Origin of the sequence: Nocardiopsis endophytica (assembly GCF_027706725.1) — a bacterium.
Classification (GTDB): Bacteria; Actinomycetota; Actinomycetes; order Streptosporangiales; family Streptosporangiaceae; genus Nocardiopsis_A; species Nocardiopsis_A endophytica.
Window position 1 is genome coordinate 1 of record NZ_JAQFWQ010000136.1, and the last position, 17,002, is coordinate 17,002.

General features: G+C 73.9%; 13 protein-coding genes. 4 read left to right on the forward strand and 9 right to left on the reverse strand.

Annotated features, from left to right (window positions below):
- Positions 1–562: 562 nt before the first annotated feature.
- Both O4J56_RS28765 and O4J56_RS28770 read left to right on the forward strand, forming a co-directional pair.
- The gene (locus O4J56_RS28765) at positions 563–1,297 is read left to right on the forward strand and encodes an SDR family NAD(P)-dependent oxidoreductase (RefSeq protein WP_270690150.1); all 735 of its coding nucleotides are present in this window, start codon (positions 563–565) and stop codon (positions 1,295–1,297) included.
- Positions 1,287–1,895 carry a MarR family winged helix-turn-helix transcriptional regulator gene (locus tag O4J56_RS28770; protein ID WP_270690151.1) on the forward strand — a complete coding sequence of 203 codons (609 nt, stop codon included), beginning with the start codon at positions 1,287–1,289 and terminating at the stop codon, positions 1,893–1,895. Before O4J56_RS28765 ends, O4J56_RS28770 begins: the two co-directional genes overlap by 11 nt.
- 279 nt (positions 1,896–2,174) lie before the next feature.
- Here the strand turns inward: O4J56_RS28770 and O4J56_RS28775 are convergent, their stop codons facing one another.
- From O4J56_RS28775 to O4J56_RS28800, 6 genes are all read right to left on the reverse strand, one after another.
- On the reverse strand, positions 2,175–2,690 hold the full coding sequence (locus O4J56_RS28775) for a hypothetical protein (RefSeq protein ID WP_270690152.1): 516 nt from the start codon (positions 2,688–2,690) through the stop codon (positions 2,175–2,177).
- A 104-nt stretch (positions 2,691–2,794) separates the two neighbouring features.
- Positions 2,795–4,060: a DUF6745 domain-containing protein gene (locus O4J56_RS28780; protein WP_270690153.1), complete on the reverse strand. Its 1,266-nt coding sequence runs from the start codon at positions 4,058–4,060 to the stop codon at positions 2,795–2,797.
- 267 nt (positions 4,061–4,327) lie between these two features.
- Positions 4,328–5,362: a galactofuranose ABC transporter, permease protein YjfF gene (gene yjfF, locus O4J56_RS28785; protein ID WP_270690154.1), complete on the reverse strand. Its 1,035-nt coding sequence runs from the start codon at positions 5,360–5,362 to the stop codon at positions 4,328–4,330.
- Positions 5,359–6,468: an ABC transporter permease gene (locus tag O4J56_RS28790; RefSeq protein ID WP_270690155.1), complete on the reverse strand. Its 1,110-nt coding sequence runs from the start codon at positions 6,466–6,468 to the stop codon at positions 5,359–5,361. Before O4J56_RS28790 ends, yjfF begins: the two co-directional genes overlap by 4 nt.
- Positions 6,468–7,994, reverse strand: a complete 1,527-nt coding sequence (locus O4J56_RS28795) for a sugar ABC transporter ATP-binding protein (protein ID WP_333563831.1) — start codon at positions 7,992–7,994, stop codon at positions 6,468–6,470. The genes O4J56_RS28790 and O4J56_RS28795 overlap by 1 nt, the downstream gene beginning before the upstream one ends.
- 30 nt (positions 7,995–8,024) lie before the next feature.
- A complete protein-coding gene (locus O4J56_RS28800) occupies positions 8,025–8,999 on the reverse strand; it encodes an ABC transporter substrate-binding protein (RefSeq protein WP_270690156.1) in 975 nt (324 codons plus the stop codon).
- A 592-nt stretch (positions 9,000–9,591) separates the two neighbouring features.
- Here O4J56_RS28800 and O4J56_RS28805 point away from each other — a divergent pair.
- Positions 9,592–12,120, forward strand: coding sequence for an alpha-L-arabinofuranosidase C-terminal domain-containing protein (locus O4J56_RS28805; RefSeq protein WP_270690157.1), 2,529 nt, complete (start codon positions 9,592–9,594; stop codon positions 12,118–12,120).
- A 180-nt stretch (positions 12,121–12,300) separates the two neighbouring features.
- Here the strand turns inward: O4J56_RS28805 and O4J56_RS28810 are convergent, their stop codons facing one another.
- The 3 genes from O4J56_RS28810 to O4J56_RS28820 all read right to left on the reverse strand — a co-directional run bounded on the left by O4J56_RS28810 (position 12,301) and on the right by O4J56_RS28820 (position 14,595).
- Positions 12,301–12,504, reverse strand: coding sequence for a cold-shock protein (locus O4J56_RS28810; protein WP_017623812.1), 204 nt, complete (start codon positions 12,502–12,504; stop codon positions 12,301–12,303).
- A gap of 376 nt (positions 12,505–12,880) precedes the next feature.
- A complete protein-coding gene (locus tag O4J56_RS28815; protein ID WP_270690158.1) occupies positions 12,881–13,513 on the reverse strand; it encodes an MBL fold metallo-hydrolase in 633 nt (210 codons plus the stop codon).
- Positions 13,510–14,595, reverse strand: a complete 1,086-nt coding sequence (locus O4J56_RS28820) for an S-(hydroxymethyl)mycothiol dehydrogenase (protein WP_270690159.1) — start codon at positions 14,593–14,595, stop codon at positions 13,510–13,512. The genes O4J56_RS28815 and O4J56_RS28820 overlap by 4 nt, the downstream gene beginning before the upstream one ends.
- Positions 14,596–14,902: 307 nt before the next feature.
- On the opposite strand from O4J56_RS28820, the gene O4J56_RS28825 reads away from it, so the two are divergent.
- Positions 14,903–16,198: a helix-turn-helix transcriptional regulator gene (locus O4J56_RS28825; RefSeq protein WP_270690160.1), complete on the forward strand. Its 1,296-nt coding sequence runs from the start codon at positions 14,903–14,905 to the stop codon at positions 16,196–16,198.
- The last annotated feature ends 804 nt before the right edge of the window (positions 16,199–17,002 follow it).

A 17,002-nucleotide genomic window follows, 5' to 3' on the forward strand; every position in this document is an offset into this window, starting at 1 on the left:
CGACGGAAGTGCTGCCATTCCGGCGGTTTTGACAGCACCTTTGTCGAGATCATCGCCAGGCAGGGGCGCACCGGGGCGGCGGCCGCCACGAGCACGGGCTGGGGCTGCCGACCTCTCCTCGTCGCCGCCCTACGCCCTGCACCCCGGCGACCCACCGCCCGGCCGAGGCCCCAAGCGGGGGACCAGCTCAACCGCCCGCCCAGACCGGAAGGGACCCGCCGCCCGGCAAGCAGGGCCCGGGGACCTCCCCGCTTCTGCCGTCGCCGCCATCCACGCCGACCACCCACACGCCCCACGGCCGACATCGCTGCGGCGTGGGCCACCCACTTCCGTCGTCGCCGCCCAACACGCCGACCACCCGCACTCCCGCCGCCTGACAGCGCTACCAGAAGGGCCGCCGCCCGCCACCGTCGTCGCCCCGCCCCTTGATGACCCACTCCAACCGCCAGGCGAGGCCGTCGTCACGGTCGGATGGCGCGACGCGCCCCCAACGCTCCGTGTTACGTTGACTTTAGCCCTAAAATTTAGGGCTAAAGTCAACGTAGCGAGAGGATGGTCTCCCATGACGCGCACGATCGTGGTCAGTGGCGGCGGCACCGGGATCGGCAAGGCGGTGGCCGCGCGCTTCGCCTCCGCCGGGGACCGGGTGGTGGTCGTCGGCCGCCGGCCCGACGTCCTCGGCCGGGCCGCCGAGGAGGTCGGCGCCACCGCACTGCCCGCCGACCTCTCCGACCCCGCCGGCGCCGAGCGGCTCCGCGCCGAACTGGCCGACCGCTTCGGCTCCGTCGACGTCCTGGTCAACAACGCCGGGGGCAACGTCGAGATCGGCGACGGCGCCGCCGACGGCCCCGAGGACACAGCCCGCCGGTGGACCGGCAACTTCCGCGCCAACGTCCTCACGTCCGTGCTGCCGACCGAGGCCCTGCGCGAGCTGTTCGCCCCCTCCGCCCGCATCGTGTTCGTCTCCTCGATCGCGGCCTACCGCGGCTCGGGCGGCGGCTCCTACGGCCCGATGAAGGCGGCCCTGCACCCCTACATCTACGACCTGGCCGCCGACCTGGGGCCGCGCGGCATCACGGTCAACGCCGTCGCCCCCGGCCTGATCGACGACACCGAGTTCTTCGGCGGCGCACTGGACGGCACCCGCCACGCCGAACTGGTGGCACAGACCAGCACCGGCCGGGCCGGCACCCCTGACGACGTCGCCGCGACGGTCCACTGGCTCGCCTCTCCCGGCGCGCGGCACGTGACCGCCCAGATCGTCCAGGTGAACGGCGGCGCCGAGAATGGCCGCTGAACCGACCGGCGGGTCGGCCGACGGGTCGGTCGGGGAATCGACCGGCGAGCCAGCCGGCGAGCAGGCCGGGCCCCCGCGCGACGGCGCCGACGCCATCCAGGACGCCTGGCGGCGCGAGCTGCCGGGCGTCCCGGTGGAGTCGATCGGGATCATCACCCGCGTCTGGTGGGCCGCCAAGGTGTTCGGCGACGAGCGCCGCCGCCTCCTCGCCGACCTGGGCGTGGACATGGCGACCCTCGACCTGCTCTCCACGCTCCGGCGCTCCGGGCCGCCCTACCGGATGAGCCCCAAGGGGCTCGCCGAAGCGTGCCGGGTGACCCCCGGGGCGATCACGCAGCGTGTGGCCCGGGCATCCGAGGCGGGGCTCGTCGAACGGACCACGAGCGGATCCGGCTACCACGCGCGCGCCGTGGCCCTGACCGACGCGGGATCCGCCCTGCTCGACCGCGTGGTCGCCGACCTGCTCACGACCGAGGAGCGCCTGGTCGCCCACCTGCCCCCCGAGCGCCGGGAGCTGCTGGCCGACCTGCTGCGCGAACTCCTCTCCGGCCTCGGCGGCCCGCCTCCGGCGGGCCAGGTCGGCGACCGGACCGATTGAGGGCTTGAGGGCTCCGGACGGAGCCGGGCGGATCACGACGGAACGCGGCCGCGTCGTCGGGGTCGGGGGGATAGCGGTCGGCACACCCCTGGTCGGCGACGGCTCCGTGCCCGTGCGCTCGCCGGAGAACTCGTCCGTCGTCAGCGGCGTGCAGCCGCCGCCGGGGCCCACAGGGCCCCGGCCCTCCGATACGCAGGAGCGCCCGCCCCCGGTCCGTCCTCCGGGGGCGGGCGCTCGTTCACGGCGGCCGGTCCGGGGCGGGGCCCGGTACCGGCCGGGTCAGTCGGCCACCAGGCGGGACTCCCCGGGCGACCACCGGGCGCGGTCGTCCCGCCAGGCGTGCCGCAGGGCGGCTTCGCGCTGGCGGCGGACCGCATAGGTGCCGGGCGCGAGGCCGCTGCCGCCGTGCTCGGGGTGGAGCAGGTAGGCGGGGGCCGTGGTGGCCAGGACGCCCAGGGCCAGTCCGAAGCGGTCGTGGACGCCGCGGGTCCAGCGGCAGGTGCCGGGGTCGGCGACGAGGGTGTGCGGGTTGCCTCCGGCGGCGCTGCGCAGGAGTTCGAGGCCCTCGGCCGGGACCGGCGTCCAGTGCGGCCCGGGGCCCTCGGACAGGGTCACGTCGTCGGCGACGAGGTGCAGCGGGACGACGAGGAGGTCGCCCTGGGCCTGGAGTCCGTCGATGACGGGGACCTCGGCCTCGCGCTCCAGGTGGTCCAGGACGGCGAGGCCGGTGCGGGCGGTGAGGTCGGCGAGGGTCGGGGCTGTGACGGACATGCTCGTGCTCGTGCTCGTGCTCATGGTGATCACCTGTGGGTGTGCTCGGTGGCGGTTCGCTTCGCCGCACCGGGACGGATCCGGGCGCGCCGGACGCCGCGCCCCGGTACGGGCTTCAGGTACGGGCTTCAGGTACGGCGCGCCAGTCGGGCGTAGGTCGCGCCCGAGAGGCCGTAGGTCCACCCGGCCGCGTCGACCGGGTCGTCGAGGGAGCCGGGAACGGGCAGCCCGTAGCGGCGCCGTGTGCCGTCGCGTTCGGGCGAGCCGTTGACCACGACCAGCACCCGGCCGGGCGGCCCCGGCCTCGTCCGCGCCCCGGGCACGACCACCGGGGACTCCGGCATGTCGTACAGCCGCAGCTCGGAGCCCGGGTTGCCGGGGTCGGGCGCGGTGGCGACCAGGGCCAGCCCGGCGGCGCCGATGTAGGCGTCCCAGCCGATGCGCTCGATGGCGGCGCGCCGCACCTCCACGTTGGCCTCGGCCGAGATCCGCTCCGGTGTGGGGGCGCCGATCACCCACGCCGGGACACGGGTCCCGTTCAGGACGTGCGCGCCCCAGCCGTCGCGGAAGAGCACGGCGGGCCCGCCGTCGCGGTGGAGGCGCACCTCGCCGTGGACGGCGTCGGGCATCGGTTCGCTGTGGAGCGCGGCCGTCCGCTCGGCCACCACGCACACCCCCTCCCCCGGCCACCACCAGCCGCAGGAGCGGACCGTGGCCGCCCACAGGTCCAGGACCTCCCGCGCCCAGGCGGGGAAGGAGGCCAGGCCGAGCCGGTGCCAGGCGTCGTAGTGGCCGACCCGGTAGGCGTCGTGCTGGCCGTACCAGGCGGCGGCCAGCGGGCGGGGCGAACAGGTCGCGAACTCGGTGAACAGCGGCGCCCGTACCGCGTCGCACAGGGACACCGTCAGGGAGTGGCGCACCGTGACGTCGATGACGGCCCCGGCCCAGACGCCGTCGCGCAGGGCGCGCTCCGGTGGGACGGCCGGCAGGGTGGCGGGCGGACGCTGTGCCCGCAGCGGAGGCCGCAGACAGGGGGCGACGGCGCGGTCCAGGCGGGAGCGCATCGTGCTCCACAGGTCGGCGAGCCTGTCGTGGACCGGAGGGTCGGCGCCATCGGAGGGTTCCGGCGCCTTCAGGTAGGCGAGCGTGGACTCCGCACGGTGCAGCGGCGATCCGGGGTACAGGGCCGATCCGGGAGAGTCGACCCAGACGAACCGCGGCGGCGGGCGGTCGACGATCCGGTACAGCGCCGAGATCGCGGCTTCGGCGGCGGGGCGGTCGGCCGGGTCCGTGGACAGGCCGTGCGCCAGCCATTCGTCACGGATCGCGACGGCACGCCGGAGAAGGGACAGGGACTCGGGGTCGGGGCTCTCGGCCCCACGGCGCCCGGTCACCGGAGAGCGGCGGGGCCGCCTTTCATGTCGGTCATGGGTGAGATGCTGGCAGAGGCCGCCAGAGGCGCGCAACCCCGAATCCCGCCCACGGGGCGGCCCCAGCGGCCGTTCGCACTGGTCGGGGACGACGACGAAAACCGGTCGACGGCCTCGCGTGGCAGGGCGGCGGCCACGCACGGCGAGGCGGCATCACGCGGCGAGGCCACAGCCACGCACGGCAAGGCGGCGGCCGGCCCGGGAACCGCCCCGGCCCGGCCGCCGCCCGTGTCATTTCACCGTGCGCGGCGCCAGCGCCCTCTGCAGCAGGATGAACACCAGCAGGAGCACGCCCGCGACGATCCTGCTCCACCACGAGCTCAAGGTGCCCTCGAAGACCAGGATCGTCTGGATCGTGCCCAGCGTCAGCACGCCCACGACGCTGCCCAGCACGTACCCGAAGCCGCCCGTGAGCAGCGTCCCGCCGATCACCACCGCGGCGATCGCGTCCAGCTCCATGCCCAGGCCGTGCAGGCTGTTCCCGGAGGCGATGTAGAGCGTGTACAGCACGCCCCCCAGTGCCGCGCAGAACCCGCTGACCGTGTAGACCCCGACCTTCACGCGCCCCACCGACAGGCCCATGAGCATCGCCGAGGACTCGCTGCCGCCGACCGCGTAGACGCTGCGCCCGAACCGGGTCCGGTGCAGCACGAAGGCCGCCGCGGCCGCCGCGGCCAGCGCCACCACCGCGCCCAGGGACAGCGACGTCCCTCCCGGCAGCGGCACCCGCGCCTGGGCGAGCGCGCCGAACAGCGGGTCGGTGATGGGGATCGACTCCGTGCTGATCAGGTAGCACAGCCCCCGGGCGAAGAACATGCCGCCGAGCGTGGCGATGAAGGGCTGCACCCCGTAGAAGTGGATGATGCACCCCTGCAGGAAGCCGATGGCGGCCCCGGCCAGCAGCGCGACCGGGATCACCAGCAGCGGGGGCCAGCCCTCGCGCAGCAGCCACGCGCAGATCATCGCCGACAGCGCCAGCACCGACCCCGTGGACAGGTCGATGCCGCCCGCCAGGATCACGAACGTCACCCCCACCGCCAGGACGATGAGGAAGGAGTTGTTCACCAGCAGGTTCAGCATCACCTGCGGTTCCAGGAACCCCGTGTAGCGCACCGAGCCGACCGCGAACAGCAGCACGAGCACCAGGCCGGACACGGCCACCGGGATGAACCTGCGCCGCCCGTCCACCAGGGCGCGGACACGGGCCGCCGCGGACGCGAGCGGGGTCGGAGGCGGGGGCGGGGGCGGGGTCGAAAGGCCCGTCATCGCCGCACCTCCCGGGGGTCCGGCCGGCCGTCGCCGGTCGCAGTGGGCATGGCGCCGTCCTCCTCCTCGGGTGCGGGCGGGCCCGCTCCCCCCGCCGGTACCGGCGGCCCGCCGCGCCGGAACGGCGCCGCGACCTGCGCGCGGAACCGCGGCGACTGCAGCAGGCACACCACGAACACCACGACCGCCTTGAACACCAGGGCGCTCTCCGGCGGTACCCCCATGGTGTAGACCGTCGTGGACAGGGTCTGCACGATGACCGCGCCCAGCACGGTCCCGGCGATCGAGAACCGGCCGCCGGTCAGCAGCGTCCCGCCGATCACCACGGCGAGGATCGCGTCCAGCTCGATCCACAGCCCCGCGTTGTTGCCGTCGGCGCTGCCGGTGTTGGCGCTGATGATGATCCCGGCGAGCCCCGCGCACAGGCCGCAGAAGGCGTAGGCCGCCACCGACAGCCCGGTCGCGCGGATCCCGGCCAGGCGGGCCGCCTCGGCGTTGCCGCCGACCGCCTCCACGAACAGCCCCAGCGCGGTGCGGCGCAGGGCCAGCCACATCACCAGCACGGTCACCGCGGCCATGAGCACGGTGTAGGGGACCGCCGCCAGGCTGCCCGCCGCGATCCGCCGGTAGGGCTCGCTGGTCACGGTGGTGATCTGGCCGTCGGTGATCAGCTGGGCCAGGCCCCGCCCCGCGACCATGAGGATCAGGGTCGCCACGATCGGCTGGATCCGCAGCACCGCCGCCAGGAACCCGTTCCACAGCCCCAGCAGTACCGACAGCGCCAGGGCGGTCCCGACCGCCCCGGCGACCGTGCCCGGGGAGGACGGATCACCCGCGGCGACGATGATCTCGCACGCCACGGCGCCGGAGACGGCCACGACGGCGCCCACCGACAGGTCGATCCCGCGCAGCGCGATCACCACGGTCATGCCCAGGGCGATCAGCAGCAGGGGCGCGCCGAAGTGCAGGATGTCGACCAGGCTGCCGTAGAGCCGCCCGCCCTTGACGGTGACGGCGAAGAAGCCCGGGGAGGCGACCGCGTTGGCGGCCAGCAGGGCGACGAGCACCAGGAGCGGCCACACCAGCCGACGCATCTGCGCCGCCATCACCGCGCACCCCCTTCGGCGATCTCGGCGAGCACGCCGTCCACGTCGAGCCCGCCGTCGTTGTCGAGGGTGGAGACCACCCGCCGGTCCCGCAGCACGACCACCCGGTGGCTCAGCCGCAGCACCTCCTCCAGCTCCGAGGAGACGAACAGCACCGCCGTCCCCTCCTCGGCCTCGGCCGCCACCAGGCGCTGCACCTCCGCCTTGGCGCCGATGTCGATGCCGCGCGTGGGCTCGTCGAGGATGAGCAGCCGCGGCCGCATGATGAGCCACCGGCCCAGCAGCACCTTCTGCTGGTTGCCGCCGCTGAGGGCCCCCACGGGGGTGTCCGGCGACGCGGTGCGGATGCGCAGCGCGGAGATGTAGCGCTCGACCAGTTCCGCGCGCGCCTTGCGGGGCATCGGCCGCATCCACCCGCGGGCGGCCTGCATGGCCAGCAGCAGGTTGTCGGCGACCGACAGGTCGGCCACCAGCCCCTCGGCCTTGCGGTCCTCCGAGCAGTAGGCCAGCCCCGCGCCGATGGGCGCGCGCGGAGTGCGCAGCGACAGCAGCCGCCCGTCGACCTCCACGCTCCCGCTGTCGGGGCGGTCGGCGCCGAAGAGGAGCCGTACGGCCTCGGTCCGCCCGGAGCCCAGCAGGCCGGCCAGGCCGACGATCTGCCCCGGCGCCACGTCCAGGTCGTAGGGCGCGACGCCGCCCTTGCGCCCCAGCCCGCGCGCATGCAGCAGCGGGGGCGCGTCCGGGGGCGGGGCGCCGTCGTGGGCGCGCCCCTCCACCCGGTCCAGCTCCCCGGCCTGCTCACCGAGCATGAGCCCGACCAGTCCGCGCTGGTCCAGCTCGTCGGTGGTGAACGTGCCGACCGGGCGCCCGTTGCGCAGCACGGTCATCCGGCGGCACAGCTCGTAGACCTGGTCGAGGAAGTGGGTGACGAACAGGATCGCCACCCCGCGCGAGCGGAGCCGCTCCACCAGGTCGAACAGGATGCGCACCTCGTCGCGGTCCAGGCTGGAGGTGGGCTCGTCCAGGACCAGCACCCGGGCGTCGAGGTCCACCGCCCGCAGGATGGCGACGAGCTGCTGGACCGCGATGGGGTACTCGCCCAGCGCGCGGGTGACGTCGAGGTCGAGCCCCATGCCGGCGGCCAGCTCGGCCGCCCGCCGGTTCATGCGCCGCGGGGAGATCCCGAACCGGCCGCGCGGCTCGCGGCCCAGCAGCACGTTCTCGGCCACCGACAGGTTCGGGCACAGGTTCACCTCCTGGTAGACGGTGGCGATCCCGTGGCGCTCGGCGTCCTGGGGGCCGTTGACCGAGACCGGCCGACCGTCGACCTCGATGCTCCCGGCGTCGGGCCGGTGCACGCCGGTCAGGACCTTGATCAGGGTCGACTTCCCGGCCCCGTTCTCGCCCAGCAGGGCGTGCACCTCGCCCGGTTCGAGCCTGAGCCCGGCGCCGTCCAGGGCCCGGACGCCGGGGAAGTCCTTCACGATCCCGCTCATGTGCACGGCGGGTTCGGCCGCGGTGTCCACGGCCCCTCCTTCGCGTCGGTGGTGTGCGGGTCAGTACTCGCGGTTGGGCAGCTCCTCCTCGGCCTGGTCCTGGCCGAAGACGCCCTCCTCCACCTCGACGCGCTCGGGGACCTCCTCGCCCGCGTGCACCTGCTCCACCAGGTCCATCAGCTGCGGGCCGATCAGCGGGTTGCACTCGACGACCTGGTTGATCTTGCCGTCGGCCATCGCCTGGAAGGCGTCCTTGATGCCGTCCACCGAGACGATCTTGATGTCCTCGCCGGGCTCCAGCCCGGCCGCCTCGATGGACTCGATGGCGCCGAGCGCCATGTCGTCGTTGTGGGCGTAGAGGACGTCGATGTCGTCGTGGGAGCCGAGGAAGGCCTGCATGACCTCCTGGCCCCCGGCCCGGGTGAAGTCGCCGTCCTGGGAGGCGACGATCTCGAACTTGTCGTCCTCGCCGATGACCTCGGCGAAGCCCTCCTTGCGGTCGATGGCGGGCGCCGAGCCGGTGGTGCCCTGCAGCTCGACGATGTTCACGTCCTCGTCGGAGTCGGCGAACTCCTCGACGACGTAGCGCCCGGCGTTGCGGCCCTCCTCGACGAAGTCGGATCCGAGGAAGGTCTCGTAGACGTCCTCCTGGTCCGTCTCGACCGCGCGGTCGGTGAGCACGACGGGGATGCCGGCGTTGCGCGCCTCGGCGAGGACGGTGTCCCAGCCCGACTCGACGACCGGCGAGAAGGCGATCACGTCGACGTCCTGCTGGATGAAGCTGCGGATGGCCTGGATCTGGTTCTCCTGCTGCTGCTGGGCGTCGGAGAACTTCAGCTCGATGCCCGCCTCCTCGGCGGCGGCCTTGATGGACTCGGTGTTGGCGGTGCGCCAGCCGCTCTCGGCGCCCACCTGGGAGAAGCCGAGGACGATGGTGTCGTCGCCGCCGCCCTGGCCGCCGCCGCCCGAGCCGCAGGCGGTCGCGGCGGCGGTGAGCGCGACGGCGGCGGCGGTCGTGGAGAGTGCCTTGTTCATGGGAGCCCTTCCGCGCCACCGGCCGGGACGGCCGGATGTTAGCGCTAACAATCGAGGGGACGGGGTGCGCCGGAGCGGGGCGGGGTCTCGGGGGTGGGGGCGTCGCGGGGTCCGGCGAGTGAGGTGGGTCACCATTGTTAGCGCTAACACTCGGGGCGTCAATACACGTTTACCGCTCTGAGATGTTCGCGTCCCGCCCCTTGACACGCCCGCTACGCACCGCTCTCCGGCCGATACCGTCCGCCCCCGGACGCCCGCGCCCCCTGCCGCCCCCCCTTGACACCCCTCCGGCCGGGCGGCAGCCTCGAGGAAATACTCCCGGACGACCGAAGCGCCCGTCCGCGAAACGGAATGTTAGCGCTAACAATCCATTCGAGGAGGTCACGCACCGACGACGTTCCTCCCCTTCTCCCCTGAACGGCGGCCGGCGGCATCGGCGGCGGAATGCGATCCCCCTGTATTCCACCGCTCCGGTGCGCCCGCCCCCCGTTCGCACCGGAATACCGGCACCACCCGGCGCCCTTTTCCGGCCCATTCGATCCTCTCCCGCTCCGCCTCCCCCCGCCGGAGGCGCACCCCCCTCGGAGGAGACGTGCCAGCCAAGACGTACCGCAGGAGAACGGCCGTGACGGCCGCGGCCACCGGCACCCTGCTCGCCGGTGCGCTGTGCGTGACCGCGGCGGCGCCCGCGTCCGCCGCGACCGACTACACCATCGACGTCGACACCGCCGCGACAGGGCCGCAGATCAGCGACACCATGTACGGCATCTTCATGGAGGACATCAACCACGCCGCCGACGGCGGGTTGTACGCCGAACTCGTGCAGAACCGGTCGTTCGAATACAACACCGCCGACAATGAGAATTACACGCCGATGACCTCCTGGGAGGAGGTCGGCGGCGGCGGAAGCGCGGAAGTGGTCGACGACGACGGCCGCCTCAATGAGCGGAACCGCAACTATCTGCGCCTCACGCTCCCCGGCGACGGCGAATACGGCGTGGCCAACACCGGATACTCCACCGGGATCGCCGTCGAGGAGGGCAAGGAGTACGACTTCTCGGTCTGGGCCAGGGCGGACGGGGACGGCGGCACGCCCCTCACCGTGCGCCTCACCGACGACCGGGGCGAACCCCTCGCCGAGCCGCTGGGCCTGGAGGCCGAGGGCGGCGGCTGGGCCGAGTACACCGGCGCGTTCACCGCGTCCGCCTCCAGCACGGCCGGACGGCTCGCGGTCACCGGCAGCGGCGGCGGCTCGCTGAGCCTGGACATGGTCTCGCTGTTCCCGCGCGACACCTTCAAGGGGCACGAGAACGGCCTGCGCGCCGACCTCGCCGAGAAGATCGCCGACCTCGACCCCGGGTTCGTGCGCTTCCCCGGCGGCTGCCTGGTCAACACCGGCAGCCACGAGGCCTATGAGGGGCCCGACTGGCCGCGCGAGCGCTCCTTCCAGTGGAAGGACACCGTCGGCCCCGTCGAGGAGCGCGCCGTCAACCACAACTTCTGGGGCTACAACCAGTCCTACGGCCTGGGGTACTACGAGTACTTCCAGTTCGCCGAGGACCTGGGCGCCATGCCGCTGCCGGTCGTCCCGGCGCTGGTCACCGGCTGCGGCGAGAACGAGGCGACGGACGACCCCGAGCTGCTGGAGCGGCACATCCAGGACACCCTGGACCTGATCGAGTTCGCCAACGGCCCCGCCGACTCCGAGTGGGGCGGGCTGCGCGCCGGGATGGGGCACCCCGAGCCCTTCGGCCTGACGCACCTGCAGGTCGGCAACGAGGAGCCGCTGGTCGAGGACTTCTTCGAGCGGTTCGTCGAGTTCCGCGACGCGATCGAGGCCGAGTACCCCGACATCACGGTGGTCGGCAACTCCGGCCCGTCCTCCGGCGGCGCCGGCTTCGACCGCGCCTGGGAGCTCAACCGCGAGCACGGCGTCGAGCTGGTCGACGAGCACTACTACAACTCGCCCGAGTGGTTCCTGTCGAACAACGAGCGCTACGACTCCTATGACCGGGAGGGGCCGGACGTCTTCCTGGGCGAGTACGCCTCCCAGGGCAACCGCTTCTCCAACGCCCTGGCCGAGGCCGCCTACATGACCGGGCTGGAGCGCAACGCCGACGTGGTCACGATGGCCTCCTACGCCCCGCTCCTCGCGGCCGAGTGGGACACCCAGTGGACGCCGGACATGATCTGGTTCGACAACACCCGGAGCTGGGGGTCGGCCAACTACGAGGTACAGCGGCTGTTCGCGCAGAACACCGGCGACGCCGTGGTGCCCAGCACCGCCTCGGGCACCCCGGACGCCAGCGGGCCGATCACCGGGGCGGTAGGCCTGTCCACCTGGAACACCAGCGCCGAGTTCGACGACGTGAAGGTGACCTCCGCCGACGGTGAGGAGCTGCTCGGCGACGACTTCTCCGGCGGCGCCGACCAGTGGGAGCACATCACCGACGCCGGGAGCTGGGCCGTGGAGGACGGCGCCTACGTCCAGACCGAGACGGCCGGCGAGAACACGATGGTCATGGCGGGCGACCCCGAGTGGACCGACTACGACATGGAGGTCACCGCCACCAAGCGGGAAGGCGACGAGGGCTTCCTGGTCGGCTTCGGGGTCCAGGGGAGCGACGAGTACTACTGGTGGAACCTGGGCGGGTGGGGCAACACCCAGTCGGCCGTGGAGCACGCCTCCGGCGGGGCGAAGAGCACCGTGGTCTCCGACGACACCACCATCGAGGCCGGGCGCGCCTACGACGTCCGCATCGAGGTGCGCGGGCGCGACGTCACCCTCTACCTGGACGGCGAGGAGTGGAACAGCTTCACCGCTCCCGCGCCCGAGCCGTTCCGGCAGGTCGTCACGCATGACGAGGAGACCGGCGAGTACATCGTGAAGGTCGTCAACGCCCAGAGCGAGGAGGCGCGCACGTCGATCGACCTGGGCGGCGCCGAGGTGGCGCCGACCGCGGACCTGACGGTCCTGGCGGCGGACCCGGACGCGGAGAACACCGCGGAGGAGCGCCCGGTCGCGCCGGAGACCTCCACCATCGGGGGCGTGGACTCCTCGTTCACCCACACGTTCCCGGGGAACTCGGTCACCTTCATGCGGATCGCGCCCCGGGAGTGACCTTCCTGGGCCCCCTCCGCCCCCGCACCCGCGCGGACACCGCACGGCACCGGGGTCCGCGGGGAACGGGGACGCCCGGGAAAAGGGGACGGCCCCCGCAGCCGAGCGGCTGCGGGGGCCGTCCGCCCGCCGTCCCGGCCGCGGTGCGGCGGCGGGGCGGGAACGTCGTGCCGGTCCTCCTTAGAGGCCCTGGACGTCCTGGGCCTGCGGACCCTTGGGGCCCTGCGCGATGTCGAACTCCACGCGCTGGTTCTCCTCAAGGTTCCGGAAGCCGGAGCCGGCGATGCTGGAGTAGTGGACGAAGACGTCCGGGCCGCCCTCATCCTGGCTGATGAAGCCGTAGCCCTTTTCGCTGTTGAACCACTTGACGGTTCCGGTGGCCATGGCGGCCTCCTCGTTCCTTCTGCAATGAAACCGACGCCGCGGGCTGCGGCGCCCGGGGCTGCCGCGAACCTTCTTCCGGAACGAAAAAACGCCCGCTGGCCGAAACTCCGCGGGCGATCAAGCGATCAAGCGAAATCCAGACTGCAACCCGTCTGTGACACTAGCACACTCGGGTGGGCATGTCCCCTGTCGTTCTGATCACTCCGACCGCCCTGGTGGCGGGCGCTTTCACCCGGCCGGACGGCCCCCTTCCGGGGCCGCCTGCGGGCCCGTTCCGACAGCGCGCCGCAGGACGCGGCAGAGCCCTGCGGCGCGCCGGACGGTGACAGGGCGTGCGCACCGGGCCCGGCCCTGTGGGACCGGTGCGCACCCCCGCTCAGTGGCCGCGGGCGATCCACTCCGCCAGGTGCGGCGCCTCGGTGCCGATCGTGGTGCCGTCGCCGTGGCCCGTGTGCACGCGGGTCTCCTCCGGCAGGCGGAACAGTCGCTCGCGGATGGAGCCGATGATCGTCGGGAAGTCCGAGTAGGACCGCCCGGTCGCCCCCGGCCCGCCCGAGAACAGGGTGTCGCCGGAGAACAGCGCCCCCGCCTCGGGCAGGTGCAGGCACACCGAGCCGGGCGAGTGGCCCGGCGTGTGGATCGCGATCAGCTCGGTGCCCGCGATCCTGATGCGCCGGTCGTCGTCCAGGTGCTGGTAGGTCTGGCCCTCGTGGCCCATCCGCCAGAGCACGTCGTCGCCGGAGTGCAGCAGGACCGGCGCCTCCAGCTCCCGCCCCAGGCGCGGGGCGACGGTGACGTGGTCGCTGTGCCCGTGGGTGCACACGACCGCGGCGACGTGGCGCCCGCCGACGGCCTTGATGATCGGATCGGCGTCGTGCGCGGCGTCGATCACCACCGCCTCGTCGTCGTCGCCGACCACCCAGACGTTGTTGTCGACCTCCCAGGCCCCGCCGTCGAGCTCGAACAGGCCGGAGGTGACCACGCGGTCGATGCGCAGCGCCCCGCTCACAGGGTCACCACCGATCGCAGCACGCCGCCCTCGTGCATGGTGTGGAAGGCCTGCTCGACCTCCTCGATGCCGATGCGCTCGGTGACGAACCGCTCCAGCGGCAGGCGCCCCTGCTGGTACAGGTCCACCAGCATGGGGAAGTCGCGCTCGGGCAGGCAGTCGCCGTACCAGGAGGACTTCAGCGCCCCTCCGCGGCCGAAGACGTCGAGGAAGGGCAGCTCGAGCCGCATCTCGGGGGTGGGCACGCCCACCAGCACGACGGTCCCGGCGAGGTCGCGGGCGTAGAAGGCCTGCTCGAAGGTCTCGGGGCGGCCGACCGCGTCGATGACGACGTCGGCGCCGAAGCCTCCGGTGAGGGCGCGGACCGCCTCGACGGTGTCGGCCTCGGAGGCGTCCACGGTGTGGGTGGCGCCCAGCTCCTTGGCCCACTCCAGTTTCCCGGCGTCGCGGTCCACGGCGATGATGGTGCCGGCGCCGGCCAGGCGCGCGCCCGCCACCGCGGCGTCGCCGACGCCGCCGCAGCCGATGACGGCGACCGAGTCGCCGCGGCCCACTCCCCCGGTGTTGACCGCCGCGCCGAGCCCGGCCATCACCCCGCACCCCAGCAGCCCGACGACGGCCGGGTCGGCGTCGGGGGCGACCTTGGTGCACTGGCCGGAGTGCACGAGCGTCTTCTCGGCGAACGCGCCGATGCCCAGTGCGGGGGACAGCTCGGTCCCGTCCGTGAGGGTCATCTTCTGCTCGGCGTTGAAGGTGTCGAAGCAGTACTGCGCGCGGCCGCGCTTACAGGCCCGGCAGCGCCCGCAGACCGCGCGCCAGTTCAGGACGACGAAGTCGCCGGGGGCCAGGTCCTCGACCCCCTCGCCCACGCTCTCCACCGTCCCGGCCGCCTCGTGGCCGAGGAGGAAGGGGAACTCGTCGTTGATCCCGCCCTCCCGGTACGTCAGGTCGGTATGGCACACCCCGCACGCCGCGACGGCGACCACGGCCTCCCCGGGACCGGGGTCGGGGACGACGATGTCGGCGACCTCGACGGGGGCGCCCTTCTTCCTGGCGACGACGCCGCGTACCTGCTGTGGCATGCCTGGTGTTCCTCCGATGGTGCGACCGGCCGCGCGCGGCGGCGCGCGGCGCTCACCGCGACGGTAGGACCGGGGGTCCCGACGGCGGAGCCCGCCGGAAGGCGAGGAGTTCCCCGCCCTTCGGCGGGGCCCGGCGGGGCCGGGTCGGACCCGGGGGCGGGGCCTGCCTCGTCAGGGCCGTGCGGGTCGCGCCGACCCGGCCGGGCTGAGGCACCGTCGCTCCAGCGGGAACGGCCGCCCGGACGGCGCGGACGCCGTCGCGGGACGGCGGGGCAGGGCCCACGCGGCACGTTCTAGACTGCCCGACATGGGGGATGTGGCCCGGACCGGGACCGGTACTTCGGCCGGTGACCCGGTCGCCGAACTGCAGGCGCTGCGCGAGGTGGTGGCGGGCCCACTGGCCGACATCGCGCGCCGGTTCTCCCGGCTGCTGTCGGACCGGTGGCCCCACCGGGCGCTGGTGATCTACACGCTGGAGTGCACCGGGCGCCCCCGCAAGGTGGCGGGCGAGCGCGACATCGTGGAGCGGGTCACCATCGCCGAGCTGGAGGCGCTGAAGGCGTCCGTCGCGCTCGGGGAGCACATGGTCGGCCACGCCAGGCTGGCCGGTGCGCAGCGCTGGGTGTGGGCGGTGCGGGACCGCGAGGACACGCTCCTGGTGCTCTTCCCCCGGCGCCGCACCGAACCGGCCGGCCCTTCGGCACTGGCGGCCGTCTTCGGCCTCGTCGCGACCTCCATCCGGCAGCAGGTGGCCCAGGCCAGCCCGGACTACCTGGCCGAGTCGCGGGCGGCGTCGAGCGAGCGCACGCGGGCCACCGCCGAGCTGACGGCGGCGCACGAGGCGGCGCTCACCGGGATCCTGAGCACCCTGCGCTCGGCCCGGCTGGACGACCAGGGGGCCAGGAGCGCGGCGGCCGACGCCGCCTCCAAGGCCCTGGTCGCCCTGAGGGCGCGCCGGGACGCCGACCGGAACCTTTCGGAGGAGGCGCCGGAGGCCGCGTTCCAGCGGTTGCGCCAGGAGGTCGACCCGCTGCTCCGGCACCGGGAGGTGGCGGCCGAGTTCGTGCCGCCGGACGACGGCGGCGGCCCCCTGCCCGGTGAGGTCGCCTACGGGGCCCGGGCCCTCACGCACGACATCGCGGTCGCCCTGACCGCGCAGTCCGATGTGGAGCGGCTGCGCGTCGCCTGGGAGTGCGACAGCGCCACTCTGGTGGTCGACGTCCGGGACCAGAGCGGCGGCGTGCTGGACGCGACCGGGCTCAGGCGCACGCTGGAGGGGCGGGCGCACACGCTCGACGCCGGCCTGGAGGTGGAGTCGGTGCCCGGCTGGGGCAACCGGGTGGCCGTGCGGCTGCCGCTCGCCCCACCCGCGCCGCAGGCCGAGCAGAAGCTTCCGGCGGACCTGAACCGCCGGGAGCGGGAGGTACTGGCCCTGGTGGCGGCGGGCAAGCGCAACCGGGCCATCGCCCAGGAGCTCGGCGTGGCCGAGAGCACGGTGAAGTTCCACATCTCCGCGGTGCTCAAGAAGCTGGGCGTGGCCACCAGGGGCGAGGCGGCCGTGCTCGGCCTCCGCGCGGGGATCGCAGCCGCTCCCCCACGCTGACCTCGGGGGAAGAGGACGCTGAGTCAGCGGTCTCGAGTTCCGGGGGTACCGCGGCGCGGTGGTGGTCAGGCGGCTGAGCTGGTACCCCGCTTGAGGACCCCAGCCGAGCGGCGGGCTGCCAGGGTGTGGCGTGGTCGGCGACGACGAGGAAAGGCCGGCGGCCCGCGCCGCAGCGCTGTCGGGCGCGGCGCGTGTGCGCAGTCACCGTTCATGGCAGCGACGGCAACAGCCGGGCGGTTCCCCGGCCCCACCTGCCGGGCGACAGGTCCCTCGCGGTCCGGGTAGGCGGCGCGGCTGAGCAGGTCCCCCACTCATGGACCCCGGCCGGGCGGCGGGCTACCGGGGTGCGGCGTGGAAGGCAGCGACGACGAAGGGTCAGCGGCCCTCGGTGCAGCGTTGTCGGGCGCGGCGCGTGTGCGCGGTCACCGTTCATGGCAGCGACGGCAACAGCCGGGCGGTTCCCCGGCCCCACCTGCCGGGCGACAGGTCCCTCGCGGTCCGGGTAGGCGGCGCGGCTGAGCAGGTCCCCCACTCATGGACCCCGGCCGGGCGGCGGGCTACCGGGGTGCGGCGTGGAAGGCAGCGACGACGAAAGGTCGGCGGCCCATCCGGCAGCGCTGTCGGGCGCGGCGCGTGTGCGCGGTCACCGTTCATGGCAGCGACGGCAACAGCCGGGCGGTTCCACGGCCCCACCTGCCGGGCGGCGGGTCCCTCGCGGTCCGGGTAGGCGGCGCGGTGAGGAGGGCGGGCGCCCGCGCCCGTGGCGGCCGTGGGCCCGGTGCACCCCTGCCCGGCGATGATCTC